This is a genomic window from Variovorax sp., assembly GCF_965279555.1.
In the GTDB taxonomy this organism is placed as follows: domain Bacteria; phylum Pseudomonadota; class Gammaproteobacteria; order Burkholderiales; family Burkholderiaceae_C; genus Variovorax.
Genome location: NZ_OZ257247.1, coordinates 3,056,583 through 3,081,310, shown reverse-complemented (window position 1 = coordinate 3,081,310; position 24,728 = coordinate 3,056,583). Strand labels below are relative to the sequence as shown.

22 protein-coding genes and 1 tRNA gene are annotated in these 24,728 nt (G+C 66.0%); 14 read left to right on the top strand and 9 right to left on the bottom strand.

Annotation, left to right across the window (positions count from 1 at the left end; genetic code table 11):
• Positions 1 to 43: 43 nt before the first annotated feature.
• The 7 genes from ACQY8B_RS14625 to ACQY8B_RS14595 form a co-directional block, all read right to left on the bottom strand.
• Positions 44 to 2,839 (bottom strand): molybdopterin-dependent oxidoreductase, encoded by a 2,796-nt coding sequence (locus ACQY8B_RS14625; protein ID WP_422087357.1) that lies wholly within the window; start codon positions 2,837 to 2,839, stop codon positions 44 to 46.
• A gap of 12 nt (positions 2,840 to 2,851) precedes the next feature.
• Complete coding sequence (nirD, locus tag ACQY8B_RS14620; protein ID WP_422087356.1) at positions 2,852 to 3,256, bottom strand: nitrite reductase small subunit NirD; 405 nt, start codon at positions 3,254 to 3,256, stop codon at positions 2,852 to 2,854.
• A gap of 11 nt (positions 3,257 to 3,267) precedes the next feature.
• Positions 3,268 to 5,739 (bottom strand): nitrite reductase large subunit NirB, encoded by a 2,472-nt coding sequence (nirB, locus tag ACQY8B_RS14615; protein WP_422087355.1) that lies wholly within the window; start codon positions 5,737 to 5,739, stop codon positions 3,268 to 3,270.
• 24 nt (positions 5,740 to 5,763) lie between these two features.
• Entirely contained in the window at positions 5,764 to 6,573 is an 810-nt protein-coding gene (locus ACQY8B_RS14610) for an ABC transporter ATP-binding protein (protein ID WP_422087354.1), read from the bottom strand.
• Between the two features lie 55 nt (positions 6,574 to 6,628).
• Positions 6,629 to 7,567 carry a nitrate ABC transporter permease gene (gene ntrB, locus ACQY8B_RS14605; RefSeq protein WP_422087353.1) on the bottom strand — a complete coding sequence of 313 codons (939 nt, stop codon included), beginning with the start codon at positions 7,565 to 7,567 and terminating at the stop codon, positions 6,629 to 6,631.
• Positions 7,568 to 7,577: 10 nt separating this feature from the next.
• Positions 7,578 to 8,822 (bottom strand): CmpA/NrtA family ABC transporter substrate-binding protein, encoded by a 1,245-nt coding sequence (locus ACQY8B_RS14600; RefSeq protein ID WP_422087352.1) that lies wholly within the window; start codon positions 8,820 to 8,822, stop codon positions 7,578 to 7,580.
• A 335-nt stretch (positions 8,823 to 9,157) separates the two neighbouring features.
• A complete protein-coding gene (locus ACQY8B_RS14595; RefSeq protein ID WP_422087351.1) occupies positions 9,158 to 10,423 on the bottom strand; it encodes a nitrate- and nitrite sensing domain-containing protein in 1,266 nt (421 codons plus the stop codon).
• Between the two features lie 127 nt (positions 10,424 to 10,550).
• Here ACQY8B_RS14595 and tsaD point away from each other — a divergent pair, with 127 nt between their 5' ends.
• A complete protein-coding gene (gene tsaD / locus ACQY8B_RS14590) occupies positions 10,551 to 11,612 on the top strand; it encodes a tRNA (adenosine(37)-N6)-threonylcarbamoyltransferase complex transferase subunit TsaD (protein ID WP_422087350.1) in 1,062 nt (353 codons plus the stop codon).
• Here the strand turns inward: tsaD and ACQY8B_RS14585 are convergent.
• Together ACQY8B_RS14585 and ACQY8B_RS14580 are read right to left on the bottom strand one after the other, a co-directional pair.
• Positions 11,548 to 12,309, bottom strand: a complete 762-nt coding sequence (locus ACQY8B_RS14585) for an alpha/beta hydrolase-fold protein (RefSeq protein ID WP_422087349.1) — start codon at positions 12,307 to 12,309, stop codon at positions 11,548 to 11,550. The genes tsaD and ACQY8B_RS14585 overlap by 65 nt on opposite strands.
• 188 nt (positions 12,310 to 12,497) lie before the next feature.
• On the bottom strand, positions 12,498 to 12,869 hold the full coding sequence (locus tag ACQY8B_RS14580; protein ID WP_422087348.1) for an Hsp20/alpha crystallin family protein: 372 nt from the start codon (positions 12,867 to 12,869) through the stop codon (positions 12,498 to 12,500).
• A gap of 125 nt (positions 12,870 to 12,994) precedes the next feature.
• Here ACQY8B_RS14580 and ACQY8B_RS14575 point away from each other — a divergent pair, with 125 nt between their 5' ends.
• The 13 genes from ACQY8B_RS14575 to ACQY8B_RS14515 all read left to right on the top strand — a co-directional run bounded on the left by ACQY8B_RS14575 (position 12,995) and on the right by ACQY8B_RS14515 (position 24,719).
• A complete protein-coding gene (locus ACQY8B_RS14575; RefSeq protein WP_422087347.1) occupies positions 12,995 to 14,275 on the top strand; it encodes a branched-chain amino acid ABC transporter substrate-binding protein in 1,281 nt (426 codons plus the stop codon).
• Between the two features lie 32 nt (positions 14,276 to 14,307).
• Positions 14,308 to 15,480, top strand: coding sequence for a pyridoxal phosphate-dependent aminotransferase (locus ACQY8B_RS14570; protein WP_422087346.1), 1,173 nt, complete (start codon positions 14,308 to 14,310; stop codon positions 15,478 to 15,480).
• A gap of 91 nt (positions 15,481 to 15,571) precedes the next feature.
• Positions 15,572 to 16,507 (top strand): DMT family transporter, encoded by a 936-nt coding sequence (locus tag ACQY8B_RS14565; RefSeq protein WP_422087345.1) that lies wholly within the window; start codon positions 15,572 to 15,574, stop codon positions 16,505 to 16,507.
• A gap of 88 nt (positions 16,508 to 16,595) precedes the next feature.
• Complete coding sequence (gene rpsO, locus ACQY8B_RS14560) at positions 16,596 to 16,862, top strand: 30S ribosomal protein S15 (protein WP_007837783.1); 267 nt, start codon at positions 16,596 to 16,598, stop codon at positions 16,860 to 16,862.
• A 206-nt stretch (positions 16,863 to 17,068) separates the two neighbouring features.
• Positions 17,069 to 19,393: a polyribonucleotide nucleotidyltransferase gene (gene pnp, locus ACQY8B_RS14555; RefSeq protein ID WP_422087344.1), complete on the top strand. Its 2,325-nt coding sequence runs from the start codon at positions 17,069 to 17,071 to the stop codon at positions 19,391 to 19,393.
• A gap of 89 nt (positions 19,394 to 19,482) precedes the next feature.
• Complete coding sequence (locus ACQY8B_RS14550; RefSeq protein WP_422087343.1) at positions 19,483 to 20,481, top strand: NAD(P)H-quinone oxidoreductase; 999 nt, start codon at positions 19,483 to 19,485, stop codon at positions 20,479 to 20,481.
• 13 nt (positions 20,482 to 20,494) lie between these two features.
• Positions 20,495 to 21,259, top strand: a complete 765-nt coding sequence (gene tpiA, locus ACQY8B_RS14545; protein WP_422087342.1) for a triose-phosphate isomerase — start codon at positions 20,495 to 20,497, stop codon at positions 21,257 to 21,259.
• Between the two features lie 39 nt (positions 21,260 to 21,298).
• Positions 21,299 to 21,709, top strand: a complete 411-nt coding sequence (gene secG / locus ACQY8B_RS14540; RefSeq protein WP_422087341.1) for a preprotein translocase subunit SecG — start codon at positions 21,299 to 21,301, stop codon at positions 21,707 to 21,709.
• A 119-nt stretch (positions 21,710 to 21,828) separates the two neighbouring features.
• Positions 21,829 to 21,913, top strand: a tRNA-Leu gene (locus tag ACQY8B_RS14535).
• Between the two features lie 67 nt (positions 21,914 to 21,980).
• Positions 21,981 to 22,340, top strand: a complete 360-nt coding sequence (locus tag ACQY8B_RS14530) for an NADH-quinone oxidoreductase subunit A (protein WP_012748607.1) — start codon at positions 21,981 to 21,983, stop codon at positions 22,338 to 22,340.
• Between the two features lie 15 nt (positions 22,341 to 22,355).
• The gene (locus ACQY8B_RS14525; RefSeq protein WP_007837763.1) at positions 22,356 to 22,835 is read left to right on the top strand and encodes a NuoB/complex I 20 kDa subunit family protein; all 480 of its coding nucleotides are present in this window, start codon (positions 22,356 to 22,358) and stop codon (positions 22,833 to 22,835) included.
• Positions 22,836 to 22,848: 13 nt separating this feature from the next.
• Positions 22,849 to 23,460, top strand: coding sequence for an NADH-quinone oxidoreductase subunit C (locus ACQY8B_RS14520; protein WP_422087340.1), 612 nt, complete (start codon positions 22,849 to 22,851; stop codon positions 23,458 to 23,460).
• Between the two features lie 5 nt (positions 23,461 to 23,465).
• Complete coding sequence (locus ACQY8B_RS14515; protein ID WP_422087339.1) at positions 23,466 to 24,719, top strand: NADH-quinone oxidoreductase subunit D; 1,254 nt, start codon at positions 23,466 to 23,468, stop codon at positions 24,717 to 24,719.
• Positions 24,720 to 24,728 lie beyond the last annotated feature (9 nt).

Below are 24,728 nucleotides of genomic sequence, written 5' to 3'. Positions count from 1 at the left end.
CACCCCAAACCTCCCCCAGAGGGGGAGGGAGCGAGACACGGGGTCATGGCGCAACTGCCTCCGCCTCGGCCGGCGTCGCCCGCACCATGCGCTTGAGCTCCGGAATGCACGAGCCGCAGTTCGTACCGCACTTGAGCGCGCCCTGCAGCCTGGCCAGCCGCTCGTCGGCGGTGCCGGTGCAGCGGCCCAGTTCGGTCTGTATCGCCACGTCCGCCACGTTGAAGCAGGTGCACACCGTCTTGCCGCGCGATTGCACCGCCACCGGCGCTTTCGAGCCCGGCGACAGCAGCAGGCGGCCGTAGCTTTGCGCCGGCAGTTCCTCGCGCAGCAGCGTGGCGATCCAGGCTTCGGCGCTGGTGTCGCCGCCCAGCAGGAAGGCTTCGAGGCCGGCGCTGCCGTCGGCGCGGCGCACCAGCCGGGCCGAACGGCGCTGGCCGCGGCGGCGGTCGGCGTAGCGCAGTGTGTCGGCGGTCTGCAGCCCGAGCAGGGCTTCGATCTTCTCGATCAGTGCGTCGTCGGGCGCATCGTGCGCGGCGGCGCGAAAGAGGAGGCCGCTGCGTTCGGCGTCCTGCGTGTTGCCGGCAAACGGCACGCAGGTCGCAAAAGGAAACAGCGCCATCATCGGCTGCAGCGCGCGGTGCGCGGCCAGCGCGTCGCCATCGGGCAGCCAGGCCATGGCCAGCAGCGACCACGGAAGCTCGGCCTTGAGGATCTTCACCGGCGTGTGCTTCAGCTCCGGCTGCTTCGAGGTCGGGCAGTAGGCCGGCGTGGTGAGCGCGTTGATGCCCGCCAGCCGCGTGCCGTTCGACGAGCAGCCGCTCAGGTATTCCTCGCCCCAGTGCATGGCAACGAATGTCTGGCTCAGTCCCACCTCGGCGCTGGCGCGCGCGGGCAGCAGGATCGAGCCGCGCCTGGAGGTCAGGTGCACCAGGTCGCCTTCGCGGATCTGGCGGCGCGCCATGTCCTGTGCGTTCATCTGCACCACGGGTTCGGGCACGTGCCCGAATAGACGCCCGGCCGTGCCGGTGCGGCTCATGCCGTGCCACTGGTCGCGCAGCCGGCCGGTGTTCAGCGAAAAGGGGTAGCGGGCCTCGCGGGCCTCGGCCACCGGCTTGTAGACCGTGTCGACGAAGCGGGCGCGGCCATCCGGCGTGGGGAACACACCGTCTTCGTAAAGGCGCACGCGGCCGGTGCTTTCGCCTTCCCCCAGCGGCCATTGCTGCGGGCCGGCGGTTTCCAGCATCGCGTAGCTCAGGCCGGTGATGTCGAGGTCGCGCCCGCGCGTGGATTCGCGATGCTCGTTCCAGACCGATTCGGCCGTCTCGTACGGGAACAGCGTGAAAGTGCGGTCCAGTTGCCTTTCGAGCCGGTGCGCGAAGGCCACGGCAATCGACCAGTCGTTGCGCGCCTCGCCGGGCGCCGGCACGGCCGGGCGCACGCGCGAGATGCGGCGCTCGCTGTTGGTCACGGTGCCTTCCTTCTCGCCCCAGGTGGTGGCGGGCAGCAGCAGGTCGGCAAAGGCGCAGGTTGCGGTGGTGGCAAAGGCTTCCTGCACCACGACGAACTCGGCGCGTTCCAGCGCGCGGCGCACCGTGGCCTGGTCGGGCATCGACTGCGCCGGGTTGGTGCAGGCGATCCACAGCGCGCGGATCTCGCCGTCGGCCGCGGCCTGGAACATCTCGACCGCTGTCTTGCCCGGCTTCTCGGGCACCGAGGGCACGCCCCACAGCGCGGCCACTTCGGCGCGGTGATCCGGGTTCGCCAGGTCGCGGTGCGCGCTCAGCAGGTTGGAGAGGCCGCCGACTTCGCGCCCGCCCATCGCATTGGGCTGGCCGGTCAGCGAGAACGGGCCCGCGCCGGCGCGGCCGATCTGCGCGGTGGCCAGGTGCAGGTTGATGAGCGCAGCGTTCTTCGCCGTGCCGCTCGACGACTGGTTCAGGCCCTGGCAGTACAGGCTCAGCGTGGCAGGCGAGGTGGCAAACAGCCGCGCCGCTTCGAGCAGGTCTTCCTTCGGGATGCCGCACACCTGTGCCACCTTGTCCGGCGTGCATTCGCGCACCGTCGCCTTCAGCGCGTCGAAGCCGTTGGTGTGGGCAGCGATGTATTTCGCGTCGATCCAGCCTTCCCACAGCATCAGGTGCAGCATGCCGTTGAACAGCATCACGTCGGTGCCGGGCTGGATGGGCAGGAACAGGTCGGCGATCTCGACCGTGTCGGTGCGGCGCGGGTCGGCCACCACGATCTTCAGCGCCGGGTTCGCGGCCTTCGCGTCCTCGATGCGGCGGAAAAGAATGGGGTGCGCCCACGCCGTGTTGCTGCCCACGATGAACAGGCACTGCGCATGCTTCAGGTCGTCGTAGCAGGCCGGCGGCGCGTCGGCGCCCAGCGTCTGCTTGTAGCCGGCCACGGCGCTGCTCATGCACAGGCGCGAGTTGGTGTCGACGTTGTTGGTGCCGATCAGGCCCTTGGCGAGCTTGTTGAAGACGTAGTAGTCCTCGGTGAGCAGCTGGCCAGACACGTAGAAGCCGACCGAGTCCGGGCCGTGGTCGCGGATCACCTGCGCGAACTTGCCGGCCGCGTTGTCCAGCGCGGTGTCCCATGTCACCGCGCTGGGTGCTTCTGCGCGCACGAGGCGCTGCATGGGCTGCAGCAGCCGCGTCTGCCGCGTGACCGTGGCACTGGCCGTGAGGTGCAGCGTCGAGCCCTTGGTGCACAGGCGCCCGAAGTTCGCTGGGTGCTCGGGGTCGCCGCGCACACCGGTGATCTCGCTGCCCTGCGATTCGATGATGACGCCGCAGCCGACGCCGCAGTAGGGACAGGTGGAGCGGGTCTCCCGCATTACTCCCTCTCCCTAGCCCTCTCCCAGGGGGAGAGGGGACAACACGGCGAAAGCCCCCGGGCCGGCGATCGGGCGCGGCAGGTCTGTGGCATGCGTCGCCAGTTCGCCAGCGTCCAGGTGCACCACGCCGTCTTCCACCTTGACCGCGAACTTCGGCGTGCAGCCTTCGTCGGGCGACTTGGCGCAGCCGTCGTCCAGCCCGATGGCCCAGTTGTGCAACGGGCAGGCCACGCTGGTGCCGAACACGATGCCCTGGCTCAGCGGGCCGCCCTTGTGCGGGCAGCGGTCGAGCAGAGCGAACACTTCGTTGTCGGCGTTGCGGAACACCGCGACGTCCACGCCCACCGGCCGCGCCACGCGGCGCGAGCCGAGCACGGGGATGTCGTCGATGCGGCAGATGACTTTCCAATCGCTCACGGTGTCTCCTTTCAGGCTGTCTGGTGGGTGTCGCTCGGCGCCGTCAGCGGCGTGAACTGCCGCACGTCCACCGAAGCCTGCGCCGATTCGAACCACGGGTCGGGTTCGCCGTCGAGCGCGAACTGCAGGCGCTCCCACAGCGCCTTGCGGCCCTCGGCGTCTTCCAGGATCTTCTTCTTCACGTAGTCCAGCCCCACGCGGCCGATGTAGTGCACCGTGCGCTCCAGGTACCAGCCCTCTTCGCGGTACAGCTGCAGGAAGGCGCCCGAATACTCCATCACTTCTTCGGACGTCTTCACCTTCACGAGAAACTGCGCCACTTCGGTCTTGATGCCGCCGTTGCCGCCCACGTAGAGTTCCCAGCCCGAGTCGACGCCGATCACGCCCACGTCCTTGATGCCGGCCTCGGCGCAGTTGCGCGGGCAGCCCGACACCGCCAGCTTGACCTTGTGCGGCGAGTACATGGCCCACAGTGCGCGCTCCAGGTCCTTGCCCATCTGCGTGCTGTCTTGCGTGCCGAAGCGGCACCACTCGCTGCCCACGCAGGTCTTCACCGTGCGCAGCGACTTGGCATAGGCAAAGCCGCTGGGCATGCCGATGTCCTTCCACACGCCTTCCAGGTCTTCCTTCTTCACGCCCAGCAGGTCGATGCGCTGGCCGCCCGTGACCTTGACGGTCGGGATCTTGTACTTGTCGGCCGCGTCGGCAATGCGGCGCAGTTCGTCGGGCGTGGTGTGGCCGCCCCACATGCGCGGAATGACGGAGTAGGTGCCGTCCTTCTGGATGTTGGCGTGGCTGCGCTCGTTGATGAAGCGGCTCTGCGGATCGTCCTTGGCCTCTTTCGGCCAGGTGCTGATGAGGTAGTAGTTGATGGCCGGGCGGCAGGTGGCGCAGCCGTTGGGCGTGCGCCAGCCGAGGTTGCGATACACCTCGTCGTGCGTCAGGTAGTGCTCCTTGCGGATCGCGTCGCGCACGTCCTGGTGGCTTGCGTCGGTGCAGCCGCACACGGCCTTTTTCTTGGGCGTGGCCGAGTAGTCGCCGCCCGCGGTGAACATCAGTATCTGTTCGACCAGCCCGGTGCACGAGCCGCAGCTTGCGCTGGCCTTGGTGTGCTTCTTGACCTCGTCGAGCGTGAACAGGCCCTTTTCCTTGATGGCCTTGCAGATGGTGCCCTTGTTCACGCCATTGCAGCCGCAGACCTCGGCATCGTCCGGCATGGTCGCGGCCTTGTTGTGGCCCTCGTGGCCGGTGTCGCCGATGTTCGATTCGCCGAACATCAGCTTGTCGCGGATGTCGTGCACGCTGCGGCCGTCACGCAGCAGCTTGAAGTACCAGCTGCCGTCCACCGTGTCGCCGTAGAGGCAGGCGCCCACCAGCTTGTCGTCCTTGATCACCAGCTTCTTGTAGACGCCACCGAAGGGGTCGCTCATGACGATCTCTTCGGTGCCTTCGCCGCCCTGGAAGTCGCCCGCGCTGAACAGGTCGATGCCCGTGACCTTGAGCTTGGTCGAGGTGAGCGAGCCCATGTAGCGGCCGATGCCGAACATGGCGAGATGGTTGGCCGCCACCTTGGCCTGCTCGAACAGCGGCGCGACCAGGCCGTAGGCAATGCCCCGGTGCGCCGCGCATTCGCCCACCGAATAGATGCGCGCGTCGGTCACCGTCTGCATGGTGTCGGTCACCACGATGCCGCGGTTCACGTGCAGCCGCATGCTCTCGGCCAGCGCGGTGTTGGGGCGGATGCCGACCGCCATCACGACGAGGTCGGTCGGCACTTCGAGGCCGTCCTTGAAACGGATGGATTCGACGCGGCCGTCTTCACCGCCCACCAGTTCCTGTGTCTGCGCGCCCATCAGGAACTTCATGCCCCGGTCTTCCAGCGACTTCTGCAGCAGCTTGCCGGCCACCTCGTCGAGCTGGCGCTCCATGAGCCAGGGCATGACGTGCACCACCGTCACCTGCATGCCGCGCTTCATGAGGCCGTTGGCCGCTTCGAGGCCGAGCAGGCCGCCGCCGATGACCACCGCATGCCTGTGCGTCTTCGCGGTCTCGATCATCAGGTTGGTGTCGGCGATGTCGCGGTAGGCGATCACGCCTTCGAGCTTTGCCCCGGGCACGGGCAGCATGAAGGGGTTGGAGCCGGTGCACAGCAGCAGGCGGTCGTAGGCGGCTTCGGTGCCGTCCTCGGCGCGCACGATGCGCTTGACGCGGTCGACCGACGCCACCTTCTTGCCGGCGTGCAGGGTGATATTGTTTTCCTCGTACCAGCTCCACGGGTTGAGGATGATTTCGTCCACCGTCTGCTCGCCCGCCAGCACCGGCGACAGCAGGATGCGGTTGTAGTTGGGGTGCGGCTCGGCGCCGAACACCGTGATGTCGTACAGGTCCGGCTCGACCTTGAGCAGCTCCTCGATGGTGCGGACGCCGGCCATGCCGTTGCCGACCATCACGAGCTTCTGCCTTGTCTTCACGCGCATGTCCATGGTGTGTGCTCCTGCGGTCGCGGTTCAGGCCGCGGTCTTCTCCACATGGGCCTGGCGGGTATAGAGAAAGTCGATCACGGCCTTGCGGGCGTGAACGTACGCGGGGTCTTCGGCCAGCTCCACGCGGTTGCGCGGCCGAGCGATGTCGACGCTCAGCACTTCGCCGATGGTGGCGGCCGGGCCGTTGGTCAGCATCACGATGCGGTCGCTCAGCAGCACGGCCTCGTCGACGTCGTGCGTCACCATGACGACGGTGCTGTGCGTCTTCTGCACGATGGCCAGCAGCTCGTCCTGCAGCTTGGCGCGGGTGAGGGCGTCGAGCGCGCCGAAGGGCTCGTCCATCAGCAGCACCTTGGGCTCCATCGACAGAGCGCGCGCAATGCCCACGCGCTGCTTCATGCCGCCGGAGATTTCGCCGGGCCGCTTCTGCGCAGCGGGCGTGAGACCCACCAGCGCCAGTGCCGCATCGGTTCGGGCGCGCAGCTGCGCCTTGTTTTCGGTGGCCGCGAACACGCGCTCGACGGCGAGGTACACGTTCTCGAAACAGGTGAGCCAAGGCAGCAGCGAGTGGTTCTGGAACACCACCGCGCGCTCGGGGCCGGGGCCCTTGATTTCCTTGTTGGCGCACAGCAGCGCGCCCTGCGTAGGCGTGGTGAGCCCGGCGATCAGGTTCAGCAGCGTCGACTTGCCGCAGCCCGAATGGCCGATGAGCGTGATGAACTCGCCCTTGGCCACGTTCAGGTTCACGTCGCGCAGCGCGACGAAGCGGCCCTTGGGCGTCTTGAACGCTTGCTCCACGCCGTGGATCTCGATGTACTTGCCATCGTCGGTCATTGGAAACCTCCGCGCAGCAGCGCTGCGGTATTCGCCTTCGGAGCGGCCGTGCGGCTCATGACTTCACCTCTTCGAACGTGAACGCGGTAGCGAGTTTGATGAGCGCGAACTCCAGCACCAGGCCGACAATGCCGATCACGAAGATCGCGATGATGATGTTGGCGACGTTGAGGTTGTTCCACTCGTCCCACACCCAGAAGCCGATGCCGACGCCGCCCGTGAGCATCTCGGCCGCCACGATCACCAGCCACGCGGTGCCCACTGCCAGCCGCACGCCGGTCAGCATGTAGGGCAGCACGGCGGGGAACAGGATCTTGGTGAGGATCTTCCACTCGCTGAGGTTCAGCACCTTGGCCACGTTCATGTAGTCGCTGGGCACGCGCTGCACGCCCACCGCGGTGTTGATGACCATCGGCCAGATCGAGCAGATGAAGATGGTCCAGATGGCGGCCGGGTTGGCGCCCTTGAACACCAGGAGGCCGATGGGCAGCCACGCCAGCGGCGACACGGGGCGCAGCAGGCTGATCAGCGGGTTGAACATGCGCGACAGGAACTCGAAGCGCCCGATGGCAAAGCCGGCCGGAATGCCGACCAGCGCGGCCAGCCCGAAGCCCAGCGCCACGCGCTGCAGCGACGAGAGCACGTTCCAGCCCACGCCCTGGTCGTTGGGGCCCTTGCTGTAGAACGGGTCGCTGAACACCGTCACTGCCTGCTGCCAGGTGGCGGCCGGTGTCGGGAAGCCGGTGGTGCTCTTCATTGCGACGATTTCCCAGACCAGCAGCAGCAGGCCGAAGCCCGCCAGCGGCGGCAGCACGCGCATCCAGAAGGCGCGCAGGTCGATGGGCGTGCGTTGCTTTGGCTCCCTCTCTCCTTTGGGGAGAGGGTTGGGGTGAGGCGCTGCTTCGGCGCGAGGCGTACCCTCACCCCGGCCCTCTGCCGCACGCGGGAGAGGGAGGGATGCTTCGAGCGGCGAGTGAAAGACTGCGCTGACCATGGTGTTCTCCTCAGGCATGCAACTTGAACGACTCGGCGTACTTCTTCGGATCCTTCCCGTCCCAGACCGAGCCGTCGAACAGCTTGCTGGTGCGCATCGGGTCTTTGGGCACCGGCGTCTGCGTGGCGGCGGCGGCCTGCTTGTAGATGTCGATGCGGTTGATCTCGGTGGCCACCTTCAGGTAGTCGGGGTGCTCCTTCAGCAGGCCCCAGCGCTTGTGCTGCGTGAGGAACCACATGCCGTCCGACAGGTACGGGAAGTTCACGGCGCCGCCGTTGTAGAACTTCATGTGGTTGGGGTCGTCCCAGCTCTTGCCCAGGCCGTTGACGTAGCGGCCCAGGATGCGCTGGTTGATGGCGTCCACGCTGGTGTTGACGTAGCTCTTGTCGGCGATGGTCTCGGCCATCTTGTTCTTGTTCTGCAGGCCGGCGTCGATCCACTTGCTGGCTTCGAGGATGGCCGCCGTCACGGCGCGCGCGGTGTTGGGGTACTTCCTGGTGAAGTCGGCGGTGCAGCCGAGCACCTTCTCGGGGTGGTCCTTCCAGATGTCCTGCGTGGTGATGGCAGTGATGCCGATGCCGTCCATGATGGCGCGCTGGCCCCAGGGCTCGCCCACGCAGTAGCCGTCCATGTTGCCCACGCGCATGTTGGCCACCATCTGCGGAGGCGGCACGGTGATGTTCTTCACGTCCTTGAACGGGTCGATGCCGGCCGATGCGAGCCAGTAGTAGAGCCACATGGCGTGCGTGCCGGTGGGGAAGGTCTGAGCGAAGGTGTATTCGCGCTTCTCGCTGGCGATGAGCCTGGCGAGCGATGCCGCATCGACCGCGCCCTTGTCCGAGAGCTTCTTCGACAGCGTGATCGCCTGGCCGTTGTTGTTCAGGGTCATGAGCACGGCCATGTCCTTCCTGGGGCCGCTCAGGCCCAGGTGCATGCCGTAGACCAGGCCGTAGAGCACGTGCGCCATGTCGAGGTCGCCGTTGGACAGCTTGTCGCGCACGCCGGCCCAGCTGGCTTCCTTGCTGGGGACGATCTTCACGCCGTACTTCTTGTCGATGCCCAGCACCGAGGCCATGACCACGCTGGCGCAGTCGGTCAGCGGGATGAAGCCGATCTTGACTTCTTCCTTCTCGGGCTTGTCCGAGCCCTGGGCCCAGACGGCCGCGCGCAGGGCGGGGTCGATGCCAACGGCGCCGATGGCGGCGGCTTGCAATACGCGGCGTCGGCTGAGGCGGGTTTTGAGCAGGTCGGTCATGGGGCGGGGCTCCGGTTGAAGACAAACAACAAACAAGAAAGACAAAAACGAAAAGGCGTCCGCACCGCGCAGGGGCTGCTCGAGAACGAGCCCTTGCGGGATGGGGACGCCTTTGTCCGGTTCGGTGGGTGGCACCCGCCTTTGGGTGCCGCCTGCCTGAAGACCCTTTTGGGTCTATGCGCTGGCTGCTTGCAAGCGTTGTGCCAGCCTTTCCATGCAGTGTGTTGCTATCAGGAAAGTAGCTGGAGCGCCTTGCACGGCAAGGGTCGGGCTCCATCCGGACGATGGATGCGCGGCAGGCACGATTGTTGTGCGGCGCACCAAATTGAACGCCGTCAGCGGGGCGGCGTGCGATCCGGCATGGGCAGGTAGTCGGCCATCGCAAGCACCGACTCGGCCACTTCGACGAGCCGGCGGCCCTGGTTCATGGCGGTCTCGCGCAGCATCTTGTGCGCCTCCTGCTCGCTCATGCGCCGGTGCGCCATCAGCAGGCCCTTGGCGCGTTCGACGAGCTTGCGCTCGTTGAGCGAGGCACGCACGGTCTGCAGTTCGTCGCTCATGGCCTGCAGCCGTTGCGACTGCTCCTGCACCATGTCGAGCACCGATCGTTCGAGGTGGCGGCCGAGCTGCGCGGGCGTGGCGGCCTGCGCGTCGGTGTCGTCGAAGAACAGGGTGGCGTCGGTCTGCGGCGCCAGCGTGTCGAGCACCTGCCGGTAGGCCTGCAGTTCGCTGCGCGCCCGGGCGGTCTTGCGGCTGCAAAGCGCGCGCAGGTCGGCCTCGAGGCGGTCTTCGACGGTCCGCATGGCGTCGATGCGGCGGGTGCAGCAGTCGAACCAGGCCTGGCCCAGCGCGGAGTCGGCGGGCGCGGAGGTGACGCCCCGGCGGCGCATGCGTTCAAGCTCGGCCAGGGTGGCGTCGGACTGGCTCTCGCGCCAGAGGGCGAGTACCGCGTCGCCGGAAAAGTCGATGAACACCTGGAAGCAGCGTTCCTGCGATTCGATCAGGTGTTGCCATTGCAGGCGCCGGGTTTCGTCGCTGCGGCCCTGGGCCAGTGCGGCGGCGCCGAATGCGCGCTCCTGGCCGGCGAACTCCTTGCCCTGCATGAAGTTGAACATCGCCACCAGGAGGCGGGAGATTTCAGGGTCGGTGGCGCCGTCGGCCGCCTCGAACACCACCGAAAGCAGGCCGGCGATGAGCTTGACGAAGGCGGCGGTCGACTGCGACGGCTTGAGTTCGCGCGCATCGATGCGCCGGCGCAAAGCGGGCAGGGCGTCCAGGCCGGGCAGCACCCAGGCAATGCGGCTGAACAGCCGTGCGCCGTTGCCGGAGCCGACGCCGCGATGGTGCTCGGCCTCTAGCTGGTCGAACCCCGCGCGCACTTCCTGCTCGAGCGCCAGGCATTCGGCGATCTGCGGGGCGCGCTGGTCGGCCAGGCGCATGCCGTGCGAGGCGAGGAAGACGTTCGACATGCCGCGCTCGCGCTGCAGCGCATGCACCAGCCGCCCGATCATGCCGACCAGTTCGCTGGTGCGCGCGAGCTGGTCCAGCTCGTCGATCTCGCAGCGGCGGGCGGCGATCAGAAAACTCAGTCCGGACTTCATGGTGGGTGCGTTCGCCTGCGGGGAGCCTTGCGGGAGCATTGCAACATCCGTGCCTCTCGGGCCAGCCTCTCGCCCGCGCTTGCCCCTTCGCGGGCGCCTGCGGCGGGCGCCACCTACACTCGGCGGCATGCTCTTGTTGGGAATCGAATCATCCTGCGATGAAACCGGCGTGGCGCTGGTGGAGTCGCACGGCAACGCGCTGCCGGTGCTGCGCTCGCATGCGCTGCACAGCCAGATCGCCATGCACCAGGCCTACGGCGGCGTGGTGCCCGAACTGGCCAGCCGCGACCACATCCGCCGCGTGTTGCCGTTGACCGAGTCGGTCATGGCCGAGGCCGGCCGCTCGCTCGGTGAAATAGACGTGGTGGCCTACACGCGCGGACCGGGCCTTGCGGGCGCGCTGCTCGTGGGCGCCGGCGTGGCCTGCGCGCTGGGCGTGGCGCTTGGCAAGCCGGTGCTGGGCGTGCATCACCTCGAAGGACATCTGCTGTCGCCATTCCTGAGCGCCGATCCGCCGGAGTTTCCGTTCGTGGCGCTGCTGGTGTCCGGCGGCCATACGCAGCTGATGCGGGTGGACGGCGTGGGCCGCTACGAGCTGCTGGGCGAGACCATCGACGACGCGGCCGGCGAAGCCTTCGACAAGAGCGCCAAGCTCATGGGCCTGCCGTACCCCGGCGGGCCGTGGCTCGCGAAGCTGGCCGAAGGCGGCGATGCCGCGGCTTTCAAGCTGCCGCGTCCGCTGCTGCACAGCGGCGATCTCGACTTTTCGTTCGCCGGCCTGAAGACGGCGGTGCTCACGCAGGCCAAGAAGCTCGGCGACCAGCTCGAGGCCAGCAAGGCCGACCTCGCGGCGTCCACGCAGGCGGCCATCGTCGAGGTGCTGCTGAAGAAGTCGCTCGCCGCGCTGGACCAGACCGGCCTGAAGCGGCTGGTGGTGGCGGGTGGCGTGGGGGCGAACAAGAATCTGCGCGAGCAACTCAATGCCGCATGCGCAAAGCGCAAGGTGCGGGTGCACTACCCCGAGCTGCACCTGTGCACCGACAACGGCGCCATGATCGCCATGGCCGCCGCGATGCGCCTGCAGTCGGGCCTGTCGCAGGCGACCGAGCGCTATGCCTTCGACGTCAGACCGCGATGGCCAATGGCATCGCTGACGACCGAGGCGTCAATGCCGCAGGCTGCTGCATAGCAGGCTGCTGCTGGCGCGAGCGGCCGATGGCCGGCAGCGGCAGCACGTCCAGCACGTTGCGCCAGAGCTGGCGCCACTGCGGCCAGTCGTGGCCGCCTTCAGTCGTGAACACGCGGCCCGGCGGCAGCGCATCCGCCAGCAGCTTGTGGTTGCTGGCAAAGCGATCTTCGAGGCCGAATCCCAGGTAGAGCGGCGGCAGGTTCTTCGAAGGCTGCGCCGCAAGGTATTGCTGGAAGAAGGGCCAGAGCTTGCGGTCGGGCTCTTCGTCGGGCTGCGGCCCGGTGGGTGCCTGCCATGCGCGCAGGCCACCGGCCTTCTTGATCTCCGCCCCGAGCACACGGCGCCCGAGGTAGGGCGCCAGCGCCACGATGCCGTCGACCGATCCTGGCCTTGCCAGTTCGTGGATCAACGCGCCGAAGCCGCCGATGGAAATGCCCACCAGCCAGATCGCCTTGTAGCCCTTGGCACGCTGCGGCTCGATGACGTCGGCGTGCAGGCGCTCGCTGAGGGTCTGGTCGTAGTAGTACGACACGTCGGCGTCCACCAGCAGCGCATCGGCTGCGAGGTGGCGCTCCCGGACGGCGCTGATGAAGCCTTCGCGCTCGAACTCGTCAGGCTTGAGGTACGCGCCTGGCAGGAAGACCAGGAGCGTGTCGGATTGTTCGGTGGGGTTTGCGGGTTGAAGGTGAGTTTTCATGGTGCCGTGAGGGGCACCCTATCCGCACCGTCATGATTTCGATGCGTTTACAAGACGCCCACGAAGAAGAAAGTACTAAGAAAACGTCACATCATGTGACGTTATGCGGCCCTATTGTGAATAGGGAGCATGTTCAAAGTCAAAAGCAACCCTTTACTGACACTTTCTTCTTGTGGGCATAGGCCGGACTAGTTGATTTGCAAGCTCGTGGCCTGGCTCACCGGCACCAGTTTTCCGAGCTTCAGCGTGAGCACGCCGTTCTCGAGCTTGGCTTCGCTGGTGGCCACGTCGATGTCCTGCGGCAGCTCGTAGGCGGCCTTGAACTGGCGCTTGGCTTCGGCCTTGCTGTCGATGCGCAGCACGGCGCCTTCGATGCTGATGGCGAGGTCTTCACGCGAGAAGCCGGGCACGTCGAGCGAGAGGGTCCAGCTCTTGTCGTCCTGTTCCACGAGCGGCGAGCGGCGAGTGCCGGCGAAGGCCTCGCTGGCGAAGCGTTCGAAGGCGCGGTCATAGGCGCGCGGAGCGAAACGGGCGGTGCGGAGGGTAGGTGCGAAAAACATGTGAAGAACTCCTGAGTGAACACAACGGGGACAAGGAATGTGTGTCCCTTACACTGCGCGGCCGTTCCATCGTGTGAGTGCCGCTTGACACCTCATCTAGGCCCACCGGCAAGCGTTTCAAGACAATGAATCCCCCCTTTAATTTGCGTCGCGAGACCTTGAAATTCGCGGCGCTGGCGCTATGCGCGAGGCCTTTCGCAGCGCTCGCGCAGACCCCGCCCGCACCCATCCGCCTCGCGCTGATCGAAAGCATGAGCGGCCCCTTCGCCAACACCGGCGAGGCCGTGTTCCGCAACCTGCTGTGGGCCGTGGAGCGTGTGAACGCGCGCGGCGGCATCAAGCTGCCGGGCGGCGCGCGCATGCTGCAGCTCGACCGCTACGACAGCAAGGGGCAGAACGAAGAAGCGCTTTCCGCATTGCGCGCCGCCATGGACGACGGCGCGCGCATCGTGCTGCAGGGCAACTCGTCCGCCACGGCCGCGGCGCTGGTCGATGCCATCGACAAGAACAACGAGCGCGACCCGTCGCGGCGCGTGATCTTCCTCAACTACGCTGCGGTCGATCCGGTGCTCACCAACGAGCGCTGCAGCTTCTGGCACTTCCGCTTCGACGCCCATGCCGACATGCGCGTGGCGGCGCTGATGGATGTGGTGAAGGACGACGCCGCGCTCAAGCGCGTCTACCTGATCGGCCAGGACTACAGCTTCGGCCAGTCGGTGCTGCGCGAGGCGCGCCGGCAGCTCGGCGCGCAGCGGCCCGACGTGGAGATCGTCGGCGACGAACTGCACCCGATGGGCAAGGTGAAAGACTTCGCGCCCTACGCCACCAAGATCATCGCGAGCGGCGCGCAGGCCGTGGTCACGGGCAACTGGGGCAACGACCTCACGCTGCTCGTGAAGGCGGCGCGCGAGGCCGGCTTCAACGGCACCTTCTATACCTTCTACGGCAATGCGCTCGGGGCACCCGCAGCCATCGGCGACGCCGGCATCGGCCGCGTGGTCGCGGTGGCAGATTGGCTGCCCAACGTGCAGACGGCGCAGTCCGCGGAGTTCTACCGCGCCTTTCGCGCACGCTTTCCGAAGCCGGCCGAAGACTATGTGCACATGCGGTTGGCGCTGATGATCGAAGCGCTTGCACAGGCGATCGAACGCGCGGGCAGCGTGGACGCGGTGCCGGTCGCACGCGCGCTGGAGCAGGCCGACGTGAGCCTCCATGGCCAGCGCGGCCGCATGCGCGCTGCCGATCACCAGTTCCAGCAGCAGCTGGTGGTCGGTGTGATGGACAAGCAGGGCAGGCCGGGCGTGCAGTTCGACGTGGAAGGTTCGGGCTACGGCTTCCGCGTGGTCAAGACCATTCCCGCCGAACGCGCCGAGCTGCCGACCTCGTGCAAGATGAAGAGACCTTGATCGATTGATGAAAGAGAACAGGACCCAAAGACATGCGTGAAGCCATCCACAACCTCGAAGCGTCGAAGATCCGCGAAGTCGCCAACGCCGGCATGGGGCGCGACGACGTGCTGGCCTTCTGGTTCGGCGAAAGCGACGAAGTCACGCCCGAGGTGATCCGCCAGTCGGCCATCGAGTCGCTGCAGCGGGGCGAAACCTTCTATGCCCACAACCTCGGCCTGCCCGAGCTGCGCGAAGCCATCGCGCGCTACACCAGCGGGCTGCATCCGGCGGTCGATGCATCGCGCATCGCCGTCACCTCGGGCGGCGTGAGCGCGCTGATGCTCGCGGTGCAGGCGCTGGTCGACGCGGGCGACGAAGTGGTCGCCGTGACGCCGGTGTGGCCCAACCTCACGGCGCAGCCCGCGATCATGGGGGCGTATGTGCGCACGCTGCCGCTGGTGCCGGTGAACGGCCAGTGGACGCTCGATCTGCCCGCGCTGCGCGCAGCGGTCACGTCGAAGACGAAGCTGCTGATCGTCAACGCACCCAACAACCCGACGGGCTGGACCATGACGCGCGACGAGCAGCAGGCCGTGCTCGACCATTGCCGCCAGACCGGCACCTGGATCCTGGCCGACGAGGTGTACGAGCGGCTGTACTACGAGCCGACGCCCAACGGCTGCGCGCCGAGCTTCCTCGACATCTCGAAGCCCGACGACCGCCTGGTCGTGACGCACAGCTTTTCGAAGAGCTTCCTGATGACTGGCTGGCGCCTCGGCTGGCTGGTTCTGCCGCCTTCGATGGTCGACGGCATCGGCAAGCTGATCGAGTTCAACACCTCGTGCGCCAGCGTGTTCACGCAGCGCGCGGCCATCACCGCCATCGAGCACACCGCCGAGATCACGCCGCGCGTGGTGGCGCACCTGAAGTCGTGCCGCGACACGCTGGTGCCGCTGCTGGCGGCGGTGCCGGGCGTGCAGGTGGCGCCGGCCAAGGGCGGCATGTATGCCTTCTTCCGGCTCGAAGGTTTCGGCGATTCGCTCGAAGTGGCCAAGCGGCTTGTGGCCGAGGCGGGCCTGGGTCTCGCGCCGGGCAACGCCTTCGCGCCCGAGGCGCAGGGCTGGCTGCGCTGGTGCTTTGCCTCCAAAGACCCGCAGCGGCTTGTGAAGGGCGTGGAACGCCTGCGCAACTGGCTGGCGGAGCAGCCTTCGTACAAGGCCTGATCGAGGCGCTTGGCCCCGCTGCAATTTCGTTCAATACGCGGCGCGCGCCGCCCGCGAAGCTTGCCCTTTTCTCGAAAGCGAAGGGGCTTGCATGTCGGAACGGTCGAAGGGCATGGCGCTGTGCGCGCTGGCGATGGTCACGGTGGGCAGCACTGTGGTGGCGAGCAAGGTCATCGCGGGCGGGCTGCCGCCTTTCACTGCGACCGCACTGCGGTTCGCGATGGCACTGCCGGTGTTCCTCTTGCTGATGCGGCTGACCCGCACCCCGTGGCCGAGGCCCGGCCGGCGCGACATGGCGCTGCTGCTGTGTCAGGCGGGGCTGGGCAGTGTCGGGTACACCGTGCTGCTGATCATGGGCGTGCGCTGGGCGCCGGCGGCCAGTGCGGGTGTGGTGGCGGGCACCTTGCCGGCGGTGGCGGCGCTGGTGGCAGTGATTGCGCTGCGCGAGCGGCCGGGACGCTACCTGGTGGGCAGCATCGCGCTGGCGACGGCAGGGGTGCTGGCGATCAGTTGGCCCGGGGCAGGAGCCGTTTCGGCAGGGGACTCGAAATCTCCCGCGGCCTTGTTGGGCAACCTGCTGGTCCTGGGCGCGGTCGTCTGCGAGGCGATGTTCATCCTGCTCAACAAGCGGCTGCGGGTGCCGGTGCGCCCGCTGGCGCTCTCGACGCTGATGGCCGCCTTCGGACTGCTGCTGTCGCTGGTTCCGGCCCTGTTCGAGCGAGCCTGGGAGCATGCCTTGCCGATGCAGGCGCTGGCCGGTGTCGCGTACTACGCGCTGGTGCCCACCGTGCTGGGCTTCGTGCTGTGGTTCGCCGGCTCGTCCCGGTTGCGCGGGGCGGAGGCGGCGCTGTTCACGGCCATCCTGCCGGTCTCGGCGCTTGTGCTGGCGGCGCTCTGGCTGGGCGAAAGCATCAGCCCGGCCCAGATTGCCGGGGGCGTCTGCGTTCTGGGCGCGGTGGGGCTGGCTTCCCTCGATGGAAGGGGTTCCAGGGGGCATGAAAGCCCGGTGAAAGTCGTCGAGCTATAATCCCGAGGCTTTGCATGCCGCAAGGCGCACGGTGGGTGCAGTTCCAGCGCACACCGCAAGTCAAACATCCCGGAACAAGGAAATCAACATGATCGCAGCCTCCATCAAGGCCGAAGTCGTCAAAGACAACGCCCGCGCCGCCAACGACACCGGCAGCCCTGAAGTGCAAGTCGCACTGCTGACCGCCCGTATCAACGAGCTCACCCCCCACTTCAAGACGCACGCCAAGGACCACCACGGTCGCCGCGGCCTGCTGCGCATGGTGAGCCGCCGCCGCAAGCTCCTCGACTACCTCAAGTCCAAGGACGCCGACCGTTACACCGCGCTGATCGCCAAGCTGGGTCTGCGCAAGTAAACCAAATCGCATGAAAAAACGCCTGGGTTAGTCCGCTAGCTCAGGCGTTTTTTACTTCGCGATCCACTTTCGGAGTGCCAAAACAGAGCGAAGCTGTGTCATTCCAATGAAGTTCTCCCCGAGCTTCGCTGGAATGGCATCGTGTTCTGAGAAGCCTCCGTCTCTTGCGGACTCTGTGTAGTCCGCTATCAAAACAGGAGCAAAACATGAGCCTCTTCAACAAAGTCACCAAGTCGTTCCAGTGGGGCGACAAGACCGTCGTCATGGAAACGGGTGAAATCGCCCGCCAGGCCAGCGGCGCCGTGCTCGTCGACATCGACGGCACCGTCATCCTCGCGACCGTGGTCGCTTCCAAGTCGGCCAAGGCCGGCCAGGACTTCTTCCCGCTGACCGTCGACTACATCGAGAAGACCTACGCCGCCGGCAAGATCCCCGGCAGCTTCTTCAAGCGCGAAGCCAAGCCCAGCGAACACGAAACGCTGACCAGCCGCCTGATCGACCGCCCGATCCGTCCGCTGTTCCCCGAAGGCTTCCTGAACGAAGTGCATGTGGTCATCCACACGATCTCGCTCAACCCCGAAGTCGACGCCGACATCGCCGCCATGATCGGCGTGAGCGCCGCGCTATCGATCTCCGGCGTGCCGTTCAACGGCCCGATCGGTGCGGCCCGCGTGGGCTACATCAACGGCCAGTACGTGCTGAATCCGGGCCAGACCGCCCGCAAGGATTCGCAGATGGACCTCGTCGTCGCCGGCACGCAATCCGCCGTGCTGATGGTCGAATCCGAAGCCCTGCAACTCAGCGAAGAAATCATGCTGGGCGGCGTGGTGTTCGGCCACGAACAAGCCAACGTCGCGATCAACGCGATCCATGAACTCGTGCGCGACGCCGGCAAGCCGGTGTGGGACTGGAAGGCCCCTGCCGAAGACGAAGCCTTCGTCGCCAAGGTCAAGGGCCTGGCCGAAGACAAGCTGCGCGCCGTCTATCAAATTCGCAGCAAGCAAGCCCGTACGCAAGCCCTGCGCGAAGCCAACGCCAGCGTGCTCGAGGCACTGAAGGCCGAAGGCACCGAATTCGACTCCGGCAAGGTCAGCGACCTGCTGTTCGCCATCGAATCGAAGATCGTGCGCAGCCAGATCCTGTCGGGCGAGCCCCGCATCGACGGCCGCGACACGCGCACCGTGCGCCCCATCGAGATCCGCAACTCCGTGCTGCCCCGCACCCACGGTTCGGCCCTGTTCACGCGCGGTGAAACCCAGGCGCTGGTCATCACCACGCTCGGCACCGAACGCGACGCGCAGCGCATCGACGCGCTGGCCGGCGAATACGAAGACCGCTTCCTGTTCCACTACAACATGCCTCCCTTCGCCACCGGCGAAGTGGGCCGCATGGGCTCGACCAAGCGCCGTGAAATCGGTCACGGCCGCCTGGCCAAGCGCGCCCTGGTCGCCGTGCTGCCGAGCAAGGAAGAATTCCCGTACACGGTTCGCGTGGTGTCGGAAATCACCGAGTCGAACGGCTCGTCGTCGATGGCATCGGTGTGCGGTGGCTGCCTCTCGATGATGGACGCCGGCGTGCCCATGAAGGCGCACGTGGCCGGCATCGCCATGGGCCTGATCAAGGAAGACAACCGCTTCGCGGTGCTGACCGACATCCTGGGCGACGAAGATCACCTGGGCGACATGGACTTCAAGGTTGCCGGTACCACCAACGGCATCACCGCGCTGCAGATGGACATCAAGATCCAGGGCATCACCAAGGAAATCATGCAGGTCGCACTGGCGCAGGCCAAGGAAGCGCGCATGCACATCCTGGGCAAGATGCAGGAAGCCATGGGCGAGGCCAAGGCCGAAGTCTCCAGCTTCGCTCCGCGCCTGACCACGCTGAAGATCAACCCCGAGAAGATCCGCGACGTGATCGGCAAGGGCGGCTCGGTCATCCGTGGCCTGCAGGAAGAAACCGGCACGACGATCAACATCGACGAAGACGGCACCATCACCATCGCCTCGACCGATCCGGAAAAGGCCGAGCTGGCCAAGAAGCGCATCGAGCAGATCACGGCCGAAGTCGAAATCGGCAAGGTCTACGAAGGCCCGGTCACCAAGATCCTGGACTTCGGCGCGCTCATCAACCTGCTGCCCGGCAAGGACGGCCTGCTGCACATCAGCCAGATCGCGCACGAACGCGTCGAGAAGGTGACCGACTATCTGAGCGAAGGCCAGATCGTGAAGGTCAAGGTTCTCGAGACCGACGAAAAGGGCCGCGTCAAGCTGTCCATGAAGGCCCTGACCGAGCGTCCGGCCGGCATGGAATTCAGCGAGCGCCCGCCGCGTGAAGACCGTGGCGATCGCGGTGACCGTGGTGGCGAGCGCCGCGAGCGTTCGGACCGTGGTGATCGCGGCGACCGCGGTGGTGATCGTGGCGAGCGCGCACCGCGCTTCAACGACCAGCAGCAGCAACCGCGCAACGAGCAGCCGCAGGCTCCGGCCGGCGAGCAGCACCAGCAAGCCCCGCGCGAGCCTCAGGAGTAAGAAGGGCGCAACGGCGGTCCAGTGCCGCCGTTGCCATCTTTTGAACAGCAAGCTTCGCCCCATCTGCGGGCGCAGGAGGCCGAAAGACCATGAAAGCCATTGAAATCACTTCGTTCGGCGCCCCCGAGGTGCTGCGCGTGGCGGAGCGCCCCGATCCGGTTGCCGGCGCTGGCGAATTGCTCATCCGCGTTGCGGCGAGTGGTGTCAATCGCCCCGACGTGCTGCAGCGGATGGGCAACTATCCGGTGCCGCCGGGCGCATCCGATCTGCCGGGCCTCGAAGTGGCCGGCGAGATCGTGTCGGGCGATGCCGCGGCATTGGCCGAGGCGGGCTTCAAGGTCGGCGACCGTGTCTGCGCGCTGATTGCGGGCGGCGGCTATGCGCAGCTGTGCGTGGCGCCTGTCGCGCAGTGCCTGCCGGTGCCCAAGGGCTGGAGCGATGTCGAGGCGGCTTCGCTGCCGGAGACCTTCTTCACCGTCTGGAGCAACGTGTTCGAGCGTGGCCGACTGCAGAAGGGCGAAACGCTTCTGATCCAGGGCGGCTCGAGCGGCATCGGGGTGACGGCGATCCAGATCGCCAAGGCGCTCGGTGCGACCGTGATCGTCACGGCCGGCAGCGACGACAAGTGCGAAGCCTGCAAGAAGCTGGGCGCGGACCATGCCATCAACTACCGCACGAGCGACTTCGTCGAAGAGGCGAAGAAGCTCACGGGCGGGAAGGGCGTGGACGTGGTGCTCGACATGGTCGCCGGCGACTACGTGGCGCGCGAGATCGAGTGCCTGGCCGAAGATGGCCGGCTCGTGATCATTGCGGTGCAGGGCGGCGTGAAGAGCCAGATCAATGCGGGCCTCGTGCTGCGCAGGCGCCTCACGATCACCGGCTCGACGCTGCGTCCGCGGCCGGTGGCATTCAAGGGCGCCATTGCCAAGGCGCTGCGCGAAAAGGTCTGGCCGCTGCTCGAGAGCGGCGCGATCAAGCCCGTGATCCACAGTACTTTTGCGGCAGCGGGTGAACCGAGCGGCGCCGCCCAGGCTCACACGCTGATGGAATCGAACCAGCACATCGGCAAGATCGTGCTGTCATGGTGACGAGAAGAACGCGATGACAACCAAGAAGAAACTGATCGCCGGCAACTGGAAGATGAATGGCAGCCTGGCTGCCAACGAGGCGCTGGTGAAGGCGCTTCAGCAAGGCCTGGCTGCCAGCCCGGCCGCGTGCGACGTGGCGCTGTGCGCGCCCGCGCCGTACTTCGCGCAACTGCAATCGCTGCTGGCGGGCTCGCCCGCATTGGCATTGGGTGCGCAGGACATTTCGGCGCATCCCCAAGGTGCTTTCACCGGCGAGCAGTCGGCGGCGATGCTGAAGGATTTCGGCGTGCGCTATGCAATCGTCGGTCACTCGGAGCGTCGCCAGTATCACGGCGAGACCGATGAGGCCGTGGCTGCGAAAACCGCTGCCGCACTGGCCAACGGCATCACGCCGATCGTCTGCGTCGGCGAAACGCTGGCACAGCGCGAAGCAGGGCAGACCGAAGAAGTCGTCAAGCGTCAGCTGGCGGCGGTCATCCATGTGAACGGCCATTGCATCAGCGAGATCGTCGTGGCCTACGAACCTGTCTGGGCCATCGGCACAGGCAAGACGGCCACGCCGGAGCAGGCCCAGGCAGTGCATGCCGTGCTGCGCGCGCAGCTGCATCACGCAGCGAGCGAGCACGCTGCGGCCATCAATATCCTCTACGGCGGCAGCATGAACGCGGCGAATGCCGCGGAGCTGCTGGCACAGGCCGACATCGACGGAGGCCTCATCGGCGGCGCGTCGCTGAAGGCGCCCGACTTTTTGCAGATCATCTCTGCCGCTGCTCGCTGAACGCGGGCAACGGTGGCAATCAATTAGGAGTAAGAACGAATGAATGTGGTCCTCAACCTTCTGGTCGGCGTGCAGATGCTGGCAGCCCTCGTCATGATCGGCCTGATCCTGATCCAGCACGGCAAGGGCGCCGACATGGGCGCAGCTTTCGGCAGCGGCAGTGCCGGCAGCCTGTTCGGTGCGAGCGGCAGTGCGAACTTCCTGTCGCGCACCACGGCGGTGCTTGCCGCGGTGTTCTTCGCATGTACGCTGCTGCTGGCCTATTTCAGCCATTCGCGTCCTGCTGGTGGTGGCAGCCTGCTCGAGCGCGCTGCTGTCGGAGCGCCTGCTGCACCCGCTGCACCTGCTGCTCCTGCAGCCGGCGAAATCCCTGGTGCAGCCGCTCCTGCAGCCCCTGCGTCGGCTCCTGCCACGCCCGCTCCGGCGCCCGGCCAGATTCCCAGCAAGTAATCAACTCGTTTTCATGAGCTGTCAGTGAAAAACGGCTCGTTTTCAGGGTAAACTCTAAATCTGTTCGGAAAGCCAAATACCTGTTGCAGGTACCTCATGCCATCCGAACAGTAAATACCGCGGTCGTGGTGAAATTGGTAGACACGCTATCTTGAGGGGGTAGTGGCGAAAGCTGTGCGAGTTCGAGTCTCGCCGACCGCACCAAATCTCATCGGCAGAAAGCCTCATCCAGGGGTTCTTCTTGCCGGTGGCAAGCGGTGAAAAACTCTCGATGAATCTCGACTCCTACCTCCCCGTCCTTTTGTTCATTTTGGTCGGAGTCGGCGTAGGCGTCGCCCCTCAGGTCATCGGATACATTCTCGGTCCCAATCGGCCCGACGCCGCAAAGAACGCTCCCTACGAGTGTGGCTTTGAAGCCTTCGAGGATGCACGCATGAAGTTCGACGTGCGTTATTACCTCGTCGCGATTCTCTTCATCCTGTTCGATCTCGAAATTGCCTTTCTCTTTCCGTGGGCCATTGCGCTCAAGGAGATCGGTGCTGTCGGCTTCTGGGCCATGATGATCTTTCTCGCCATCCTCGTCGTGGGCTTCGCCTACGAGTGGAAAAAAGGCGCGCTCGACTGGGAATGACAAGGAAGCTACACAATGGCCATTGAAGGCGTTCTCAAAGAAGGTTTCGTCACCACGACCTATGACTCGGTCGTGAATTGGGCGAAGACCGGATCTCTCTGGCCGATGACGTTCGGCCTTGCATGCTGTGCCGTGGAAATGATGCACGCGGGTGCTGCCCGCTACGACATCGACCGTTTCGGCATGCTGTTCCGTCCCAGTCCGCGCCAGTCCGATCTGATGATCGTGGCCGGCACGCTGTGCAACAAGATGGCTCCGGCATTGCGCAAGGTCTATGACCAGATGCCCGAACCGCGCTGGGTGTTGTCGATGGGCTCGTGCGCCAATGGCGGCGGCTACTATCACTACAGCTATTCCGTCGTGCGCGGCTGCGACCGCATCGTGCCGGTCGACGTTTACGTGCCGGGTTGCCCGCCCACCGCCGAAGCTCTGCTTTACGGCGTGATCCAGTTGCAGCAGAAGATTCGCCGCACCAACACCATTGCCCGCGCCTGAGAGATTGCCGACGATGACTGACTTTGCAATTTCGCCGGAGGTGCTGCGCGCCACCATCGCCGAGACGCTCGGCGACAAGGCCAAGAGCGTGACGATCGCACTCGGCGAGGTGACCGTCGTGGTCGATTCGACCGACTACATCGACGCCGCGCTGCTGCTGCGCGACGCGCCCGGCTGCCGTTTCGAGCAACTGATCGATCTCTGCGGCATGGACTATTCCGACTACCGCGAAGGCGAGTGGCAGGGCGAGCGCTATGGCGTCGTCACGCACCTGCTTTCCGTGAGCCTCAACCAGCGCGTGCGCCTCCGGGTGTTCGCGCCGAACGAAGACCTGCCCGTGGTCGATTCGCTGCAGCCTGTCTGGAATGCCGCGACCTGGTTCGAGCGCGAAGCGTTCGACCTCTATGGCATCGTGTTCGAAGGGCATGACGACCTGCGCCGCATCCTGACCGACTACGGCTTCATCGGCCACCCGTTCCGCAAGGACTTCCCGGTGTCGGGTCACGTCGAAATGCGTTACGACGAAGAACAGAAGCGCGTCGTCTACCAGCCGGTATCGATCGAGCCGCGAGAAATCACCCCGCGCGTGATCCGCGAAGACAACTACGGCGGCGGTTTGCACTGACTGATATGGCCGAAATCAAGAACTACACACTCAACTTCGGTCCCCAGCATCCGGCGGCACACGGCGTGCTGCGCCTGGTGCTGGAGCTGGACGGCGAAGTCATCCAGCGCGCCGATCCCCACATCGGCCTGCTGCATCGCGCGACCGAGAAGCTCGCCGAATCGCGGACCTTCATCCAGTCGCTGCCGTACATGGACCGTCTCGACTACGTGTCGATGATGAGCAATGAGCACGCCTATTGCCTGGCCATCGAACGGATGATGGGTCTCGAGGTGCCGGAGCGCGCGCAGTACATCCGCGTGATGTTCGCCGAGATCACCCGCCTGCTGAACCACCTGCTGTGGCTCGGCGCGCACGGTCTCGACTGCGGCGCGATGAACATGCTCATCTACTGCTTCCGCGAACGCGAAGACCTGTTCGACATGTACGAGGCCGTGTCCGGCGCGCGCATGCACGCGGCGTACTTCCGTCCGGGCGGCGTCTATCGCGACCTGCCGGACGCGATGCCGCAGTACAAGGTCAGCAAGATCAAGAACGCGAAGGCGATCGAGAAGCTCAACGAGAACCGCCAGGGCTCGCTGCTCGACTTCGTCGACGACTTCTGCAAGCGCTTCCCGAAGATGGTCGACGAGTACGAGACGCTGCTCACAGACAACCGCATCTGGAAGCAGCGCACCGTGGGCATCGGCGTTGTCACGCCGGAGCGCGCGCTGAACCTCGGCTTCACCGGCCCCATGCTGCGCGGCTCTGGCATCGAATGGGACCTGCGCAAGAAGCAGCCCTACGACGTCTACGAGCGCATGCAGTTCGACGTGCCGGTCGGCAAGACTGGCGACTGCTATGACCGCTACCTGGTTCGCGTGGAAGAGATGCGCCAAGCCAACCGGATCATCCAGCAGTGCTCGGCCTGGCTGCGCGCCAACCCTGGTCCTGTCATCACCGACAACCACAAGGTTGCCGCGCCCGCGCGCGAATCGATGAAGGCGAACATGGAGGAACTGATCCACCATTTCAAGCTCTTCACCGAAGGCTTCCACGTGCCCGAAGGCGAGGCGTATGCCGCCGTCGAGCATCCGAAGGGCGAGTTCGGCATCTATCTCGTGAGCGACGGCGCCAACAAGCCGTACCGCCTGAAGATCCGCGCCCCTGGTTTCCCGCACCTCGCCGCCCTCGACGAAATGTCGCGCGGTCACATGATCGCCGACGCTGTCGCGGTGATCGGCACGATGGATATCGTGTTCGGCGAGATCGACAGGTGAGAAAGAGCG

Excerpts from the sequence above, each read along its gene's own strand:
- ACQY8B_RS14575 (WP_422087347.1), top strand. The coding sequence starts at position 12,995 with ATGAATCCCCCCTTTAATTTGCGTCGCGAGACCTTGAAATTCGCGGCG.
- ACQY8B_RS14515 (WP_422087339.1), top strand. The coding sequence starts at position 23,466 with ATGGCCGAAATCAAGAACTACACACTCAACTTCGGTCCCCAGCATCCG.
- secG (WP_422087341.1), top strand. The coding sequence starts at position 21,299 with ATGAATGTGGTCCTCAACCTTCTGGTCGGCGTGCAGATGCTGGCAGCC.
- ACQY8B_RS14610 (WP_422087354.1), bottom strand. The coding sequence starts at position 6,573 with ATGACCGACGATGGCAAGTACATCGAGATCCACGGCGTGGAGCAAGCG.
- ACQY8B_RS14520 (WP_422087340.1), top strand. The coding sequence starts at position 22,849 with ATGACTGACTTTGCAATTTCGCCGGAGGTGCTGCGCGCCACCATCGCC.
- tpiA (WP_422087342.1), top strand. The coding sequence starts at position 20,495 with ATGACAACCAAGAAGAAACTGATCGCCGGCAACTGGAAGATGAATGGC.
- ACQY8B_RS14580 (WP_422087348.1), bottom strand. The coding sequence starts at position 12,869 with ATGTTTTTCGCACCTACCCTCCGCACCGCCCGTTTCGCTCCGCGCGCC.
- ACQY8B_RS14595 (WP_422087351.1), bottom strand. The coding sequence starts at position 10,423 with ATGAAGTCCGGACTGAGTTTTCTGATCGCCGCCCGCCGCTGCGAGATC.
- ACQY8B_RS14565 (WP_422087345.1), top strand. The coding sequence starts at position 15,572 with ATGTCGGAACGGTCGAAGGGCATGGCGCTGTGCGCGCTGGCGATGGTC.
- ACQY8B_RS14530 (WP_012748607.1), top strand. The coding sequence starts at position 21,981 with ATGAATCTCGACTCCTACCTCCCCGTCCTTTTGTTCATTTTGGTCGGA.
- rpsO (WP_007837783.1), top strand. The coding sequence starts at position 16,596 with ATGATCGCAGCCTCCATCAAGGCCGAAGTCGTCAAAGACAACGCCCGC.
- ACQY8B_RS14600 (WP_422087352.1), bottom strand. The coding sequence starts at position 8,822 with ATGACCGACCTGCTCAAAACCCGCCTCAGCCGACGCCGCGTATTGCAA.
- ACQY8B_RS14570 (WP_422087346.1), top strand. The coding sequence starts at position 14,308 with ATGCGTGAAGCCATCCACAACCTCGAAGCGTCGAAGATCCGCGAAGTC.
- tsaD (WP_422087350.1), top strand. The coding sequence starts at position 10,551 with ATGCTCTTGTTGGGAATCGAATCATCCTGCGATGAAACCGGCGTGGCG.
- ntrB (WP_422087353.1), bottom strand. The coding sequence starts at position 7,567 with ATGGTCAGCGCAGTCTTTCACTCGCCGCTCGAAGCATCCCTCCCTCTC.
- ACQY8B_RS14585 (WP_422087349.1), bottom strand. The coding sequence starts at position 12,309 with ATGAAAACTCACCTTCAACCCGCAAACCCCACCGAACAATCCGACACG.
- ACQY8B_RS14550 (WP_422087343.1), top strand. The coding sequence starts at position 19,483 with ATGAAAGCCATTGAAATCACTTCGTTCGGCGCCCCCGAGGTGCTGCGC.
- pnp (WP_422087344.1), top strand. The coding sequence starts at position 17,069 with ATGAGCCTCTTCAACAAAGTCACCAAGTCGTTCCAGTGGGGCGACAAG.
- ACQY8B_RS14625 (WP_422087357.1), bottom strand. The coding sequence starts at position 2,839 with ATGCGGGAGACCCGCTCCACCTGTCCCTACTGCGGCGTCGGCTGCGGC.
- nirB (WP_422087355.1), bottom strand. The coding sequence starts at position 5,739 with ATGGACATGCGCGTGAAGACAAGGCAGAAGCTCGTGATGGTCGGCAAC.
- ACQY8B_RS14525 (WP_007837763.1), top strand. The coding sequence starts at position 22,356 with ATGGCCATTGAAGGCGTTCTCAAAGAAGGTTTCGTCACCACGACCTAT.